We start from the raw sequence: 14,715 nt of genomic DNA on the forward strand, positions 1-14,715 counted from the left end.
ATGACCGCGTTGACCCATCCTCCGACCGGCCATCAAGAGCCCGTGGATTCGCGCACGATCAGCCAGCGATTGCCGCTCTTGACCATCTCGAGCGTCTTGCGGCTGGTGACGTTGAGGGTGTCGGAGGTGTAGTCCTGACGGAACCGGGCGGTGGCCTTGTCGGCGTTGACCGTGATTTCCAGATCGCTCACGTCCACCCCGATGCGCGCGCGGGGTTCGATGCGGGCACGGCGATCCGACTCCCAGGCCTTGCGGGCCTGGCCACCGGGCGGTGTGAAGCTGCTGGCATAGGCGCCCAGATAGGCGTTCATGTCCTTGGACGACCAGGCGCCGGCCCAGGTGCGCACGGCCGCCTCGACTTCACGCTGGGCATCGGCCGCCACCGCGGGCGCAGCCGCTGCGGCGGGGGCCGCAGCGGGGCTGGCCGGTTTGGTGACCGCCGCCACGGGCGCCGGGCTGGCCGGTTTGGCCGTTGCCGGGGCGCTGGCAGGTGCTGCGGCCACCGAAGCCGCCGCGGCACCCGAGCGGGTGTCGACTGCAAACAGGTTGCGGATCAGGCTGAGCTTGGGTGCCACGGCGGGGTTGCTGCCGTCGAGCTGCAGCGCTTTGCTGTAGGCCTGGCTGGCGAGCTTGGCATACACATCGCCCAGGTTCTCGTGGGCGGTGGCGTAGCTCGGGTTGGTGCGGATCGCCATCTCGAGCGCGGCGCGTGCCTTGTCGAACTGGCTCTGGCCGGCGTAGAGCACGGCGAGGTTGTTGTAAGGCTCGGGCAGTTCGGGGAAGTCTTCGGTGAGCTTGCTGAAGGTGGTGATCGCGTCTTGTGTCTTGCCGCTCTCGGTGAGGATCACACCTTTGAGGAAGCGCATCTGCGGGTCGCGAGCCTTGCCCACCAGGTACTGGTCGGCCTTGGACAGAGCCTCGGCCAGCTGGCCGCTGCGCAACAGGCGGTTGACTTCAGCGTACTCCTCGTTCTGCGCCAAGGCCATCGAGGTGCCCAGACCGATGGCCACCGCCACCGCCAGGCTGCGCAAACGCGAAGCCATGCCGGAGCGAACCACGAAAGGAGCGGTACCACGCAGGGTGGTTTGAAGATTCACAGGGTGGGACATGGGACCTCGGAGAGCGAACCTGGGCCACCGCAAGACGGTTGCATCCAGCGACACGTTGATCGAAGGCCCGATGTTGCATGGCACGCAGCATCGGGCTGGATATACTGGCGCATTGTATCTGAGGGGTCTGTTTCTCATGGCTGATCCAGACCGCCCGCAGCACCCCGCGTGGCCTGTGTGACACAGGTCGGCCGCACCAGCTGCCGCGTCAGGTTTTCCACCCCGTTTCGCCGCGCTGAACCCGTGCCCGCTTTCCCGACATGACCCTGAAAATCCACAACACGCTCACGCGCCGCCTGGAGGACTTCCAGCCGATCGAACCCGGTCATGTGCGCATGTACGTCTGCGGCATGACGATCTACGACCTGTGCCACATCGGCCACGCCCGCATGATGATGGCGTTTGACGTGGTGCAGCGCTGGCTGAAGGTGAGCGGTTACCGAGTGACTTACGTTCGCAACATCACCGACATCGACGACAAGATCATCAAGCGCGCGGTCGAACGCGGCATCACGCTTCGCGCCCTCACCGACGAGATGACCGCCGCCATGCACCAGGACATCGGCCTGTTGGGCATCGAGCCCCCGAGCCTGGAGCCACGCGCCACCGAATACGTGCCGCAGATGCTGTCGCTGATCGACACGCTGCAGCAGAAAGGTCTGGCCTATCAGGCCGACAACGGTGACGTGAATTTCGCGGTGCGCAAGTTCGAGGGATACGGCAAGCTCTCCGGCAAGTCGCTCGACGATTTGCGCGCTGGCGAGCGCGTTGCCGTGGCCAGTGACAAGAACGACCCGCTGGACTTCGTGCTCTGGAAGTCGGCCAAACCCGACGAGCCGGCCGAAGCCCAATGGGCCAGTGCTTATGGCGCGGGTCGCCCGGGCTGGCACATCGAATGCTCGGCCATGAGCTGCGCCACGCTGGGCGAAACCTTCGACATCCACGGCGGTGGTGCCGACCTGCAGTTTCCGCACCACGAAAACGAGATCGCACAAAGTGAAGGCGCCACCGGCCAACCCCTGGCGCGCTTCTGGATGCACAACGGCTTCGTGCGGGTGGACAACGAAAAGATGTCCAAGAGCCTGGGCAACTTCTTCACCATCCGCGAGGTGCTGGCCAAGTACGACCCCGAAACGGTGCGCTTCTTCATCCTGCGCGCGCACTACCGCAGCCCATTGAACTACAGCGATGTGCATCTGGACGACGCTCGCGGCGCGCTCAAGCGCCTGTACACCGCGCTCTCGCTGGTGCCGGCCGCGCCCTTGAACCATATCGACTGGAGTCAAGCGCACGCGCAGCGCTTCCGCGCCGCGATGGACGAGGATTTCGGTACACCCGAGGCGGTGGCCGTGCTGTTCGAACTGGCCGGCGAAGTCAACCGCAGCAAGGATCCTGCGGTGGCAGGTTTGCTGAGGACGCTGGGCGGCACATTGGGGTTGCTGCAGGCCGATCCCGCGACCTACCTGCAGGCTGGGGCAGGGCCATCGGGCGGTCTGGATGAAGCATTCATCGCCACGCAGATTGCCGCGCGCGTTGCCGCCAAGCAGGCCAAAGACTTTGCTGAGGCCGACCGCATCCGCAAGGTCTTGCTGGAGCAAGGCGTCGTGCTCAAGGACAGCCCGACCGGCACCACCTGGGAACGCACCTGATGGTCGCGTCCATCCTGCCCGACGTGGGCCCCGATGCGCCCGACTACTGGTTGGAGGCGTGCCGCCACCTGATGAAGCGCGACCGCGTGATGAAGAAGCTCATCCCGCAGCACGGCGGTGTGAGCCTGCAATCGCGCGGGGATGCCTTCGTGACGCTGGCTCGCAGCATCGTCGGCCAGCAGATCTCGGTGAAAGCGGCGCAATCGGTCTGGGACCGGTTTGTCGTGCTGCCCAAGAAGATGGTGCCCGCCCAAGTGCTCAAGCTCAAGGTCGACGACATGCGCGCGGCCGGCCTGTCGGCCCGCAAGGTCGAGTACCTGGTGGACCTGGCGCTGCACTTCGCCAACGACCAGGTGCACGTGAAAGACTGGGTGGAGATGGACGACGAGGCCATCATTGCCGAGCTGGTGGCCATCCGCGGCATCGGTCGCTGGACGGCCGAGATGTTCCTGATCTTCCACCTGATGCGGCCCAACGTACTACCGCTGGACGACCTTGGTCTTCAGAACGGCATCAGCCGCTGCTACTTTTCGGGCGAGCCGGTGAGCCGCAGCGAAATCCGCGAAGTGGCGAGCTCGTGGGCCCCTTACAGCAGCGTGGCGACTTGGTATATTTGGCGCTCTCTCGACCCGGCCCCGGTCGCTTACTGAACCCGATACGTCGTTGACACCCGCGCCCGATGCACTCGGGCCGTGGCCCGATGTCCTGATGACAGGACATCGGCCTCGCACCACAAGACCACAGGAGTCCACCTTGGCCAAAAAGAACTTTCTCGACTTCGAGCAACCCATTGCCGAACTCGAAACCAAGATCGAGGAACTGCGCTACGTGCAGACGGAATCCGCGGTCGACATTTCCGAAGAAATCGAACAGCTCGCGGGCAAGAGCCTGCAGCTCACCAAAGACATCTACAGCAGCCTCACGCCCTGGCAGATCACCAAGATCGCGCGCCACGCCGACCGGCCCTACACGCTGGACTACGTGCGCGAGATCTTCACGCACTTCCAGGAGCTGCACGGTGACCGCCATTTCTCCGATGACCTGAGCATCGTCGGCGGTCTGGCCCGCTTCAATGGTCAGCCCTGCATGGTGCTGGGTCATCAGAAGGGGCGCGACACGAAAGAGCGTGGCCTGCGCAACTTCGGCATGACCAAGCCCGAGGGTTACCGCAAGGCGCTGCGCCTGATGAAACTGGCCGAAAAATTCCGTCTGCCGGTCTTCACCTTTGTCGACACCCCCGGCGCCTACCCCGGCATCGACGCCGAGGAGCGCGGGCAGTCCGAAGCCATTGGTCGCAACATCTTCGAGATGGCTCAGCTCGAAGTGCCCATCATCTCCACCATCATCGGCGAAGGCGGCTCCGGCGGCGCGCTGGCCATTTCCGTGGCCGACCAGGTGCTGATGCTGCAGTACTCGGTGTACTCGGTGATCAGCCCGGAAGGCTGTGCCTCCATCCTCTGGAAGACGAGCGACCGCGCCAGCGACGCGGCCGATGCGCTGGGCATCACCGCGCACCGCCTCAAGGCGCTGGGGCTGGTTGACAAGATCGTCAACGAGCCGGTGGGTGGTGCGCACCGCGATCACAAGCAGATGGCGGCCTTCCTCAAGCGTGCGCTGGGCGATGCGTGGCGACAGGTGACCGATCTGAAGGTCAAGGAGCTGGTGGACCGCCGCTATGCGCGCCTCAACAGCTATGGTCGCTACACCGACACCAAGGCCGACAGCAAGACCGACGTCAAGAGCGACAAGCGCTGACGTGACCCGCAGCACCGCGTCAGCCAACCCCTGCGAGCAGGCGTTGGCACGGTGGTGCGATCGCTGCCCTCCCAACATGAAGAAGGTGGCGGTGGCCTACAGCGGCGGCGCCGATTCCACTGCCCTGCTGCTCGCTGCACACCAACGCTGGCCTGCCCATGTGGTGGCATTGCACGTGCACCACGGCCTGCAGGCGGCAGCCGACGACTTCGAGCGTCACGCTCGCCAGTTCTGCGCACAGCACGGCGTTGCACTGCGGGTGGAGTGTGTGCAGGCCGCGCACGAGCCGGGACAGAGCCCGGAAGACGCGGCCCGGCTGGCCCGATACGCCGCCCTGGCGCGCATGGCCCGGGAGGCTGGTGCCGACGGCGTGCTGCTCGGACAACACGCCGACGATCAGGCCGAGACGCTGCTGCTCGCGCTGAGCCGCGGCGCAGGGTTGCCGGGAATGGCTTCCATGCCCGAACACTTCGAGCGCGCAGGCATGCGCTTCGGCCGGCCTTTGCTCGACGTGCCGGCCAGTGAGTTGCGCGCATGGCTGCTGGCGCAGGGACACGCCTTTGTGGACGACCCCAGCAACACCGACACGCGCTTCACCCGCAACCGCATCCGCGCCCTGCTCATGCCCGCATGGGAAGCGTGCTTCCCCGGATTTCGGCCCATGCTCGCGCGCAGCGCCCGCCACGCCGCGCAGGCCCAGCGCCTGCTCGATGAGCTGGCTGCCCTCGATCTGTCGCACACCGGCGTGCCGCCGCAGATCGTGCGCTTGCAGTCGCTCTCGCGCGATCGCCAGGCCAACGCCTTGCGCCACTGGCTGCGCGCCAGCGCCGGTGTGGCCGCTGCCACCGCGCAGATGGACGAACTGCTCGAACAGATCGCGGCTTGCACCACGCGGGGCCACCGCATCCACATCAAGGTGGGCCCGGGCCATGTGGAGCGCATCGGAGCGTGTCTCGGATATACCCCCACCCTATAATTGCGGGCTTTGCCCGGCGGCGCAGCCGGCGCTTCCAACCCAACCAATCCAACCCGATGGCCTTGATAGTTCACAAGTACGGCGGCACCTCCATGGGGTCGACCGAGCGCATCCGCAACGTCGCCAAACGCGTGGCCAAGTGGCACCGCGCGGGCCACCAGCTCGTGGTGGTCCCCAGCGCCATGAGCGGCGAGACCAACCGCCTGCTCGGCCTGGCCAGGGAGCTCGCACCGAGCAAGGCCACCAACGCCTACAGCCGCGAACTCGACATGCTGGCCTCCACTGGCGAACAGGCCTCTTCGGCATTGCTGGCCATCGCGCTGCAGGCCGAGGGCATGGAATCGGTGAGCTACGCCGGTTGGCAGGTACCGATCAAGACCAACAGCGCTTTCACCAAGGCCCGCATCGAGTCGATCGACGACGTGCGCATCCGCGCCGATCTGGCCGCCGGCAAGGTGGTCATCGTCACCGGCTTCCAGGGCGTGGACCCCGAGGGCCACATCACCACGCTGGGTCGTGGCGGCAGCGACACCTCGGCCGTGGCCGTGGCGGCCGCGCTCAAGGCCGCCGAGTGCTTGATCTACACCGACGTCGACGGCGTCTACACCACCGATCCGCGCGTCGTGCCCGAAGCGCGCCGCCTCAAGCGCGTGAGCTTTGAAGAAATGCTGGAGATGGCCAGCATGGGCAGCAAGGTGCTGCAGATCCGTTCGGTGGAATTCGCCGGCAAGTACAAGGTGCCCCTGCGCGTGCTCTCCAGCTTCACGCCCTGGGACATCGACCTGAATGAAGAAGCCGCCTCCGGCACCCTGATCACTTTTGAGGAAGACGAAACCATGGAACAAGCCGTCGTTTCCGGCATTGCGTTCAACCGCGACGAAGCCAAGATTTCCGTGCTCGGCGTGCCCGACACCCCCGGCATCGCTTACCAGATCCTGGGCGCGGTGGCCGACGCCAACATCGAAGTCGATGTGATCATCCAGAACCTGAGCAAGGGCGGCCTGACCGACTTCAGCTTCACGGTGCACCGCAACGATTTCCAGAAGACCATGGACCTGCTCAAGGCCAAGGTCGTGCCCGCACTGGGTGCCGCCGAGGTGGTGGGTGATGCGCGCATCTGCAAGGTCAGCATCGTGGGCATCGGCATGCGCAGCCACGTGGGCGTGGCCAGCCGCATGTTCAAGTGCCTGAGCACCGAGGGCATCAACATCCAGATGATCTCGACCTCGGAGATCAAGACCTCGGTGGTGATCGACGAGAAGTACATGGAACTGGCCGTGCGTTCGCTGCACCGCGAATTCGACCTCGACCAGACCGCAGACACCATCACCGGGTGATGCCTCGGCCCAGAGGGAGGGCAAGGTGAGTTGAGGCATAATACGCAGCTTCCGGAGCGATGACCGAGTGGCCGAAGGTGCTCCCCTGCTAAGGGAGTATGGGGTGTAGAGCCTCATCGAGGGTTCGAATCCCTCTCGCTCCGCCAGATACCAAGCCCCACCGCCATTGGCTGTGGGGCTTTTTCGCGTCCGACCCAGGCCACAGACGCTGTATTGACCGCCAAGCAAGAACCTCTGCGATGAACGCTTCCCTCACGCCCGCCGACCAGATGCAGCTGGCCGTGCACTTCCATTCGCAAGGCCAGCTCGACAACGCCCGAACGCTGTACGAGGGTGTGCTGCGCCAGTTTCCGAACGACTTCAGCGTGCGTTACCACCTGGGCCTGCTCGAGTCGCAGGCCGGTGATGTGGAGCGCGCCGCGATTCACTTCGGCCGTGCGGTGCAGGCCAACCCGCACAACGCCGACGCACAGAACAACCTGGCATTCACCTTGCAACAACTAGGCCGCGAAGCCGAGGCGCTGGTGGCCTACGGGCAGGCGCAGGCGCTGCGCCCTGAGGATGCCGACATCGCGATCAACCTGGGCCTGCTGCACAAGCAACTGCGGCAACTGCCCCAAGCCCTGGCCTGCCTTGAGCGCGCGCTGCAGGCGCAGCCGCAGCACGTTGCGCTGTTGTGCAACCGGGGCAACGTGTTGCAGCTCCTGGGTCGGCAGACCGATGCGCTGGCCAGCTATGAGCAGGCGCTGAAGGTGGAACCCGAGAACCCGGTGGTGTTGTGCAACTTCAGCAACGTGCTGGGTGAACTGGCGCGCTACGAAGAAGCCTTGGCGTGTGCCGAGCGCGCCACACGCGCCCACCCCGGGCACGCCCAGGCCTGGGTCGAGCGGGGCGGCGCGCTCAAACTGCTGGGGCGCACCGCCGAGGCGGTGGTGAGTTTCGAGCAAGCCCTCGCGCTGGAACCAGCCATGGTGCAGGCCCACACCAGCCTGGCGGCCACCGTGCTCAGCGACAGCGTGGACACGCCACGCGTGATCGAGGCCGGGCGCAAGAGCCTCGAGGTGTACCTGCAGACGACCTGGCAGTCGCCGCGGCTGCGGCAGACGGGCCTGAGCTTGGGCGCCTTCAAGCTCAAGCACGACGTGCAACAGGCGCGCTGGCTGCAGCAGCACGGTCACGACGTGCCGGGCCTGGCCACCTTCCTCAAGACCGGCGAGGCCTTGTTGAAACAGGTGCAGGACCCCGCAACGACCCGTGTCGTGCGTGCTTCGCCCACTGAGTTCGCGCGCATGCAGGCGTACCTCGGCGCCAGCTGGGTGCATGCCATGCCGTCGATGCCCGACGTGCTCAACCCGGACAACGACTGGCGCGCGCTCGAAGAGGCCTACCTGGCCGGCACGCCAGAGATACTGGTCATCGACAACTTCCTCTCCGGGCCCGCGCTCAATGCCTTCCAGGAATTCGCGCATGCGTCGCGCGTGTGGCACGGTGAATACGCCAACAGCTACCTGGGTGCCTTCGCCAACCGCGGTTTCAACAGCCCGCTGCATCTGCAGCTGGCCCGCGAGCTCAGGCAGCGCATGCCGCGCGTGTTTCACGACTACCTGCTCACGCAGATCTGGGGCTTCAAGTACGAGCCGGCGGTCACGCGCGGCATCAACGTGCACGCCGATTTCGCCAAGGTCAATCTGAACTTCTGGATCGCACCCAGCGAACACAACCTCGACCCCGACAGCGGCGGGCTGAAGGTGTACGACGTGCCCGCTCCCGATGACTGGACCTTCGGGCAATACAACAACGACAGCACACGCATCTACAGCTTCCTGCAGCAGCATGAGGCGAAGTGCATCACCGTGCCGCACCGCTGCAACCGCGCCGTTCTGTTCAACTCGGCCCTGTTCCACGAAACCGACACCATCCGTTTTGTCGACAGCTACGAGAGCCGCCGCGTCAACATGACCTACCTTTTTGGCCGCCAGTTGCGCTGAGCGCGAACCGATCGCATGGCTTCTGCCTCTCCTCCCACCGCGGCGCTGAGCCGCGCCGCCTTCGCCACCCTGTTGCTCATCGCCCTGATGATGGGCGCCAACCATGTGGCCGCGCGCCTGGCCTTCGACGATGGCGTGAGCGTGGCCACCGCGGTGGTGTTTCGCAGCGGCGTCACGGCCCTGGTTGTCGGTTTGCTTTTGTTGATCTACCGCGTGCCGGTGCGTCTGCAACCGCGCCATCGCAAGGCACTGCTCGCCATCGGCTTGCTGGTGGGTGTGCAGAGCCTGTGTCTCTACGCTTCGGTGGCGCGCTTGCCGGTGGCGCTGGCCTTGCTGGCCTTCAACACCTACCCGTTGTGGACGGCGCTGTGGGCGCGCGTGGTCTACGGGCAACGACCACAGCCGCGCGTGTTGCGCGCCATGCCGGTGATGCTGCTGGGCCTGGCGCTCGCGCTCGACGTGTCCGGGGCCGCCTCGGGTCTCGGCGCCTCCGGGCATTGGGCGCAGATCGGTGTGGGCGTGGCGTTTGCCCTGGCGGCGGCGGCCACCTTTGGTCTGGCCCTGGTGATCACGCAGCACGAGACCGGGGGCCTGGACGGTCGTCTTCGCACCGCCACCACCATGACCATCGTGGGTCTCATGGCCCTGATCGCCTGTGGCGTGCAGGGGGGGCTGGTGTTGCCGCAGGCGGCGGTGGGCTGGTGGGGGCTGTTCGGCCTGACGCTGCTCTACGGCACGGCCTTCACCATCATGTTCACGGTGTTGCCCAAGCTCGGCGTGGTGGGCAACTCGGCCATCATGAACATCGAGCCCATCTTCGCGCTGGTGCTGGCGTGGGCGATCCTGGGGCAGTCGATTGCAGCCGTGCAGGTGGCCGGCGGCCTGCTCGTGGTGGCCACGGTGATGTGGCTGGGCTTGCGAAAAGCCTAGTCGGTATCGTCGAGCGAGGCGCTCCAACGGTCGTTCCATTCGTCTCGTGGCGGCGCATCGCGCAGCCCCTCAATGTCGCGCCGGTCCCGCTTGGTCGGCCGGCCCATGGTCTGGCTGTGCGCGGGCTCGGGCGCCAGGCGGCGCATCTCGGCGTTGGCTGCGCGTTGCGCCAGCGATGCCGCTGTTTCCTCAAAGAGCAGGGCGGCCACCGGCGCAGCCGCGCGCACGCCGCTCAAGCCCCGCACAACGACCGTGCGCACTTCGTGGCCGATGCGCAGTTCCAGCGTGTCGCCGATCTTCACCTCCTTGGAGGGCTTTGCCAACTGGCCGTTGAGCCGGACGCGACCCTTGTCGATTTCCTCGCTGCTCAGGCCCCGCGTCTTGTAGAAGCGCGCGGCCCAGAGCCATTTGTCGAGACGGACCTTGGTGGACTGAGGTTCTTTTGTGGTGGCAGGTTTCATGCGGAGGGGTTGGATGTGGCCAGGGGCAGTCGCACGGTGGCGTCCAGCCCGCGCACCTGGCCCGAGTGTGTGCGGTTGTCGAGATCGATCGCGCCGCCGAGCGACTGCACGATCTCGCGGCAGATCGCCAGGCCCAGACCGGAGCCCGAAACGCTGGTGTTCTGCCGGGGTTCGGTGGCAAACGGCTGGAACAGGCGCTCGCGCAGCGCGGCCGAGATGCCCGGACCTTCGTCGCTGATGGTGAGGGCCGCGGTCCGCGCATCCGTCACCAGCGCCACGGTCAGCGCGGTGCCCGCGGGCGTGTTCTTGATGGCGTTGTGCAGCAGGTTGCGGCTGAGTTCGCGCAGCGCCCATTCGTGGGCGCGCACGGGCGCGGGTTGCGTGGTGATGGAGAAATCGAGTGTGCGCTCGGCAATGAGTGCCGAGAGGTCGAGTGCCACCAGGCGCACCACGGCCGACCAATCGTGCACTGGCGCGCTCTTCTCCTGGCGCAACTGCTCCACCTTGGCCAGCGCGAGCATCTGGTTGGCCAGCTCGGTGGCGCGCTGCACCGTGTGGCCGATCTCCTCCAGCGCCTGCAGCGGTTCCACATCGCCCCGCTGCGCCGATTGCACCTGCGTCTTGAGCACGGCCAGTGGCGTGCGCAGCTGGTGCGAGGTGTCGCGCACGAAACGCTTCTGGTGTTCCAGCAGGTGCGAGAGGCGCTGCATGTGCTGGTTGGTCGCGTCCAGCAGCGGCAGCAGTTCGCGCGGCGCGCCTTCGGTGGGCAGGGGCGAAAGGTCGTTCTCGCTTCGTGCTCCCAGCGCATGGCTGATCGCGCGCACCGGGCGCGTGGCGCGTTGCACCACGAACACCACCACCAGCGCGATCACCAGCACCAGCGCGGCCTGCCGCCAGAGCGTGTCGATCAGGATCTGGCGGGCCAGGGTCTCGCGAAGCTCCAGCGTCTCGGCCACCTGGATGGTGGCCATGCCCTGCTCGTACACGCCGGAGACCGGTTGCAGCAGCACGGCCATGCGCACCGGCACGCCGCGGTATTCGTCGTCGTAGAAGTTCACCAGCGCGGCATAGAGGTTTTCTTGCGGGATGTCGCGCCGCCAGGCCGGCATGTCGTCGAAGCCCGAGACCATCTCACCCTGCAGGCCGCTCACGCGGTAATAGATGCGGCTGCGGTTGTCGGCCTCGAAGGCCTCCAGCGCCGAATAGAGCAGGGTGGATTCGATCCGGACGTCGTTGCCCGAACCGGTGACGCGCAGCTGTTCGCCGAGCGACTTGGCGGTGGCGAGCAAGGTGCGGTCGTAGGCGGTGTCGGCCGCGTCCAGGGCCTGTCGGTACAGCACCAGGGTGTTGATCAGCAGGAAGGCGAACACCGGCAGCAGGATGCCGAGCAACAGGGTGCGGCGCAGCGAGAGCGCGTGCTGCCGGTGGGCCGAGGCGGGCAGGGGCATCAGCTGTCGGCCTTGAGCAGGTAGCCCAGACCGCGCAAGGTGACCAGCTGTGCGCCGGTGTGGGCGATCTTCTTGCGCAGGCGGTAGGCCACCACCTCGATGGCTTCCGGCTGCACATGGTTTTCGCCCGGAAACACCAGCTCGAACAGGCGCTCCTTGGCGATCGCGTGCCCTGGCTTGCCGAGCAGGGCCTGCAGCAGGGACAACTCGCGCGGTGCCAGCTCCATGGGCTGGCCGGCGAAGTACACCGCGCCGCTGTCTTTTTCCACGTGCATGCCGCACCACACCGGCCCGCGGCCGGCGCCCGGCGAGCTGTCGGCGTTGCCCGAACGGCGCACCAGCGCGCGCAGACGCGCCTCCAGTTCGTCGAGATCGAAAGGCTTGGGCAGGTAGTCGTCGGCGCCGGTGTTCAGGCCCAGGATGCGGTCGCCCACCGTGCCGCGCGCGGTGAGGATGATCACCGGTGTTTCCAGGCCCGCGGCGCGCGCCTGGCTGAGCACCTCCAGGCCGTCCATGCCGGGCAGACTCAGGTCGAGCAGCACCGCGTCGGGCAGGCTGGCCTGCCACAGGGCCAACGCGCGGGCGCCGTCGTCGCAACCGATCACCTGCACGCCGCGCCGCTCGAAGCTGCGCCGCAGGGTGGTCTGCATGGTGGCGTTGTCTTCGATCAGCAGCAGCTTCATGGCCCTCGATTATGGGCAAGGGATGCGCCATCCCCACCCGAGGATCGGTTTTGCACAGGGTTTGTACGGATGCCATGGACAGCGAACTGACAGCCAGCGAAACGAGCATTGCAGCCTGTCCGATCGCCGCACCGGACACATCGGGCATGGTGCTTGTTGCGGTGTTGTCAATCCATCCATGAAAGTCAATATGAAAAGAAATGCAATCACTCTGGGCGTTCTGGGTTTGTTCAGCGGACTGGCGTGTGCCCAGTCGTCCGTGAACTTGTACGGGGTCGTTGACGTGGCGGTGGAGCGCATCAAGGGCGCGAGCTCGCTCACCCGCGTGACCTCTGGCCAGCAGCAAGGCTCGCGCTGGGGCCTGCGTGGCACCGAAGACCTGGGCGGTGGGCTCAAGGCCATGTTCCTGCTGGAGAGCGGTTTCAACGCCGACGTCGGCACGCAGGGCCAGGGCGGCCGTCTGTTTGGCCGCCAGGGCTATGTGGGGCTGGGCGGTGGTTGGGGTGCCGTGCGCCTGGGCCGCCAGTACACACCCATGGACGACATCGCCGGCATCGTCGGCACCAAGACGTATGACGTGTTGAGCGTGGTCCCGATCATTGGCAACGGCGACTACAACCGGGTGGACAACGCCATCACCTATGTCTCCCCCACCGTGGCCAACACCGTGTTCCAGCTGCAGTACAGCCTGGGCGAGGAGCGCGCCAGCACCGATGCGAGCAAGTCCTTCGCCAAGCAGGTGAGCGCGCATGCGCTGTACGCCAACGGACCGCTGACGGCCGGCGTCTCGCTCATGCAGGTGACGGACGCCGACGGCGTGCTCGCCGGCAAGCAGGGCAAGGATGCGGTGTTGCTGGCCGGTGCCTACGACTTCGGCGCGTTCAAGCTCTCCGCCTACTACGACGCGGAAGACAAGGCAGCGAAGAAGCTCAAGGTCTACGGTCTGGCCGCAGCATTCAAGTTCGGCGAGACCACGGTGTCGGTGGGTGCGGCGCAGGCCAAGGACGTCAACGGTTCGGCAGCAGCCGCCAGCGACGACGCGAAGATCTACACGCTGCAGGCCAGCCACAACCTGTCCAAGCGCACCGCGGTCTACGGCCACCTCACCGCCGTGTCGAACGACGCTGCGGCCGCCCTGGGCTTCAACAGCCCGGTGGCCGGCTCGAACTCCAACGGCATCCAGTTCGGCTTGCGCCACCGTTTTTGATCCTTTGAGACCCGTCGCCCTAGGGTTTGTCCTAGGGCGATGGACAGCGAACTGACAGCGCTCAGTTGCAAGATACAACCGTCAGATCACACACAGCAGGAGACACACCATGCGCCGCGATACCTTCCTCAAATCCCTGGCCGCACTGGCCGCTGCCGGTGCGTTGCCCAACGCCGCCTGGGCCAATGCCAACATCAAGATGATGATTCCCGCCAACCCGGGCGGTGGCTGGGACGGCACGGGCCGAGCGCTGGGCGAAGCCATGCGCGACGCCGGCGTGGCCTCCTCGGTCACCTACGAGAACAAGGGCGGCGCGGCCGGTGCCATCGGCCTCGCCCAGTTCTACAACGCCAGCAAGGGTGACCCGAACGCGTTGATGGTGATGGGCGCCGTCATGCTCGGCGGCATCATCACCGGCAAGCCACCGGTTTCCATCACGCAGCTCACGCCCATTGCGCGCCTGACCACCGAATACAACGTGTTCGTGCTGCCGTCCAACTCGCCCTACAAGACCATGAAGGACGTGGTCGAGCAGCTCAAGAAGGACCCGGGCAGCATCAAGTGGGGCGGCGGTTCGCGTGGCGCCACCGAGCACATCGCTGCCGCGCAGATCGCGCAGTCGGTCGGCGTGCCGGCTTCCAAGATCAACTATGTGCCCTTCCGTGGCGGTGGTGAGGCCACGGCGGCCATCCTGGGCGGCAACGTCACCGTGGGCGGCAGCGGCTACAGCGAGTTCCAGCAGTACATCGAAAGCGGCAAGATGCGCGCGATCGCCGTCACCTCGCCGCAGCGCGTCAAGGGCATCGACGTGCCCACGCTGAAAGAGCAGGGCATCGACGTGGAGATCGGCAACTGGCGCGGCGTGTATGGCGCACCCGGCATCACCCAGGCGCAGCGCGACGCGCTGACCGCCATGGTGGTGAAGGCAACGCAGAGCAAGGCCTGGGCCGCCGCGATCGAGAAGAACAACTGGATGCCTGCACTGCTGACCGGCAAGGCCTTCGACGATTTCGTGGACAAGGACTTCTCATCGCTGCGCGCGACCATGGTTCGCGCCGGCATGGTCTAAAAATCGGGAGCACCCCCTGCGCCGCTTTGCGGCTTCCCCCTCTCTGGCGCGCCTTCGGCGCTGGGAGGGGGACGGCATCTTGGGCCGGCGGAGCCGGACCCTT

The 14,715-nt window shown here is 66.2% G+C and carries 13 protein-coding genes and 1 tRNA gene; 10 read left to right on the top strand and 4 right to left on the bottom strand.

The window, feature by feature from the left end; genetic code table 11:
* Nucleotides 1–32: 32 nt before the first annotated feature.
* Nucleotides 33–1,043, bottom strand: coding sequence for a nuclear transport factor 2 family protein (locus V6M63_RS05675; protein WP_332740336.1), 1,011 nt, complete (start codon nucleotides 1,041–1,043; stop codon nucleotides 33–35).
* Between the two features lie 326 nt (nucleotides 1,044–1,369).
* Here V6M63_RS05675 and cysS point away from each other — a divergent pair, with 326 nt between their 5' ends.
* From cysS to V6M63_RS05715, 8 genes are all read left to right on the top strand, one after another.
* On the top strand, nucleotides 1,370–2,758 hold the full coding sequence (gene cysS, locus V6M63_RS05680; protein WP_332740338.1) for a cysteine--tRNA ligase: 1,389 nt from the start codon (nucleotides 1,370–1,372) through the stop codon (nucleotides 2,756–2,758).
* The gene (locus V6M63_RS05685) at nucleotides 2,758–3,408 is read left to right on the top strand and encodes a DNA-3-methyladenine glycosylase family protein (protein WP_332740340.1); all 651 of its coding nucleotides are present in this window, start codon (nucleotides 2,758–2,760) and stop codon (nucleotides 3,406–3,408) included. Before cysS ends, V6M63_RS05685 begins: the two co-directional genes overlap by 1 nt.
* 103 nt (nucleotides 3,409–3,511) lie before the next feature.
* Entirely contained in the window at nucleotides 3,512–4,513 is a 1,002-nt protein-coding gene (locus V6M63_RS05690; RefSeq protein WP_332740342.1) for an acetyl-CoA carboxylase carboxyltransferase subunit alpha, read from the top strand.
* Nucleotides 4,452–5,489: a tRNA lysidine(34) synthetase TilS gene (gene tilS, locus V6M63_RS05695; RefSeq protein ID WP_442909548.1), complete on the top strand. Its 1,038-nt coding sequence runs from the start codon at nucleotides 4,452–4,454 to the stop codon at nucleotides 5,487–5,489. The genes V6M63_RS05690 and tilS overlap by 62 nt, the downstream gene beginning before the upstream one ends.
* Before the next feature lie 56 nt (nucleotides 5,490–5,545).
* The gene (locus V6M63_RS05700; protein ID WP_332740344.1) at nucleotides 5,546–6,826 is read left to right on the top strand and encodes an aspartate kinase; all 1,281 of its coding nucleotides are present in this window, start codon (nucleotides 5,546–5,548) and stop codon (nucleotides 6,824–6,826) included.
* 53 nt (nucleotides 6,827–6,879) lie between these two features.
* A tRNA-Ser gene (locus tag V6M63_RS05705) sits at nucleotides 6,880–6,972 on the top strand.
* 93 nt (nucleotides 6,973–7,065) lie between these two features.
* Nucleotides 7,066–8,814 carry a tetratricopeptide repeat protein gene (locus V6M63_RS05710; protein WP_332740346.1) on the top strand — a complete coding sequence of 583 codons (1,749 nt, stop codon included), beginning with the start codon at nucleotides 7,066–7,068 and terminating at the stop codon, nucleotides 8,812–8,814.
* A gap of 15 nt (nucleotides 8,815–8,829) precedes the next feature.
* The gene (locus V6M63_RS05715) at nucleotides 8,830–9,744 is read left to right on the top strand and encodes a DMT family transporter (protein WP_332740348.1); all 915 of its coding nucleotides are present in this window, start codon (nucleotides 8,830–8,832) and stop codon (nucleotides 9,742–9,744) included.
* Here the strand turns inward: V6M63_RS05715 and V6M63_RS05720 are convergent.
* The 3 genes from V6M63_RS05720 to V6M63_RS05730 are packed head-to-tail and all read right to left on the bottom strand — an operon-like array spanning nucleotide 9,741 to nucleotide 12,336.
* Complete coding sequence (locus V6M63_RS05720) at nucleotides 9,741–10,205, bottom strand: RNA-binding S4 domain-containing protein (protein WP_332740350.1); 465 nt, start codon at nucleotides 10,203–10,205, stop codon at nucleotides 9,741–9,743. The genes V6M63_RS05715 and V6M63_RS05720 overlap by 4 nt on opposite strands.
* The gene (locus tag V6M63_RS05725) at nucleotides 10,202–11,653 is read right to left on the bottom strand and encodes a sensor histidine kinase (protein ID WP_332740351.1); all 1,452 of its coding nucleotides are present in this window, start codon (nucleotides 11,651–11,653) and stop codon (nucleotides 10,202–10,204) included. Before V6M63_RS05725 ends, V6M63_RS05720 begins: the two co-directional genes overlap by 4 nt.
* Nucleotides 11,653–12,336 (bottom strand): response regulator transcription factor, encoded by a 684-nt coding sequence (locus V6M63_RS05730; RefSeq protein WP_332740354.1) that lies wholly within the window; start codon nucleotides 12,334–12,336, stop codon nucleotides 11,653–11,655. The genes V6M63_RS05725 and V6M63_RS05730 overlap by 1 nt, the downstream gene beginning before the upstream one ends.
* Before the next feature lie 190 nt (nucleotides 12,337–12,526).
* On the opposite strand from V6M63_RS05730, the gene V6M63_RS05735 reads away from it, so the two are divergent.
* Together V6M63_RS05735 and V6M63_RS05740 are read left to right on the top strand one after the other, a co-directional pair.
* A complete protein-coding gene (locus tag V6M63_RS05735) occupies nucleotides 12,527–13,543 on the top strand; it encodes a porin (protein WP_332740356.1) in 1,017 nt (338 codons plus the stop codon).
* A 109-nt stretch (nucleotides 13,544–13,652) separates the two neighbouring features.
* The gene (locus V6M63_RS05740) at nucleotides 13,653–14,612 is read left to right on the top strand and encodes a tripartite tricarboxylate transporter substrate binding protein (protein ID WP_332740358.1); all 960 of its coding nucleotides are present in this window, start codon (nucleotides 13,653–13,655) and stop codon (nucleotides 14,610–14,612) included.
* Nucleotides 14,613–14,715 lie beyond the last annotated feature (103 nt).

Source organism: Hydrogenophaga sp., assembly GCF_036675665.1.
GTDB lineage: Bacteria > Pseudomonadota > Gammaproteobacteria > Burkholderiales > Burkholderiaceae_C > Hydrogenophaga.

Coding starts and splice junctions, on each gene's coding strand:
- V6M63_RS05710 (WP_332740346.1), top strand. CDS start 7,066: ATGAACGCTTCCCTCACGCCCGCCGACCAGATGCAGCTGGCCGTGCAC.
- tilS (WP_442909548.1), top strand. CDS start 4,452: ATGGTCGCTACACCGACACCAAGGCCGACAGCAAGACCGACGTCAAGA.
- V6M63_RS05720 (WP_332740350.1), bottom strand. CDS start 10,205: ATGAAACCTGCCACCACAAAAGAACCTCAGTCCACCAAGGTCCGTCTC.
- V6M63_RS05730 (WP_332740354.1), bottom strand. CDS start 12,336: ATGAAGCTGCTGCTGATCGAAGACAACGCCACCATGCAGACCACCCTG.
- V6M63_RS05700 (WP_332740344.1), top strand. CDS start 5,546: ATGGCCTTGATAGTTCACAAGTACGGCGGCACCTCCATGGGGTCGACC.
- V6M63_RS05685 (WP_332740340.1), top strand. CDS start 2,758: ATGGTCGCGTCCATCCTGCCCGACGTGGGCCCCGATGCGCCCGACTAC.
- cysS (WP_332740338.1), top strand. CDS start 1,370: ATGACCCTGAAAATCCACAACACGCTCACGCGCCGCCTGGAGGACTTC.
- V6M63_RS05735 (WP_332740356.1), top strand. CDS start 12,527: ATGAAAAGAAATGCAATCACTCTGGGCGTTCTGGGTTTGTTCAGCGGA.
- V6M63_RS05675 (WP_332740336.1), bottom strand. CDS start 1,043: ATGGCTTCGCGTTTGCGCAGCCTGGCGGTGGCGGTGGCCATCGGTCTG.
- V6M63_RS05725 (WP_332740351.1), bottom strand. CDS start 11,653: ATGCCCCTGCCCGCCTCGGCCCACCGGCAGCACGCGCTCTCGCTGCGC.
- V6M63_RS05715 (WP_332740348.1), top strand. CDS start 8,830: ATGGCTTCTGCCTCTCCTCCCACCGCGGCGCTGAGCCGCGCCGCCTTC.
- V6M63_RS05740 (WP_332740358.1), top strand. CDS start 13,653: ATGCGCCGCGATACCTTCCTCAAATCCCTGGCCGCACTGGCCGCTGCC.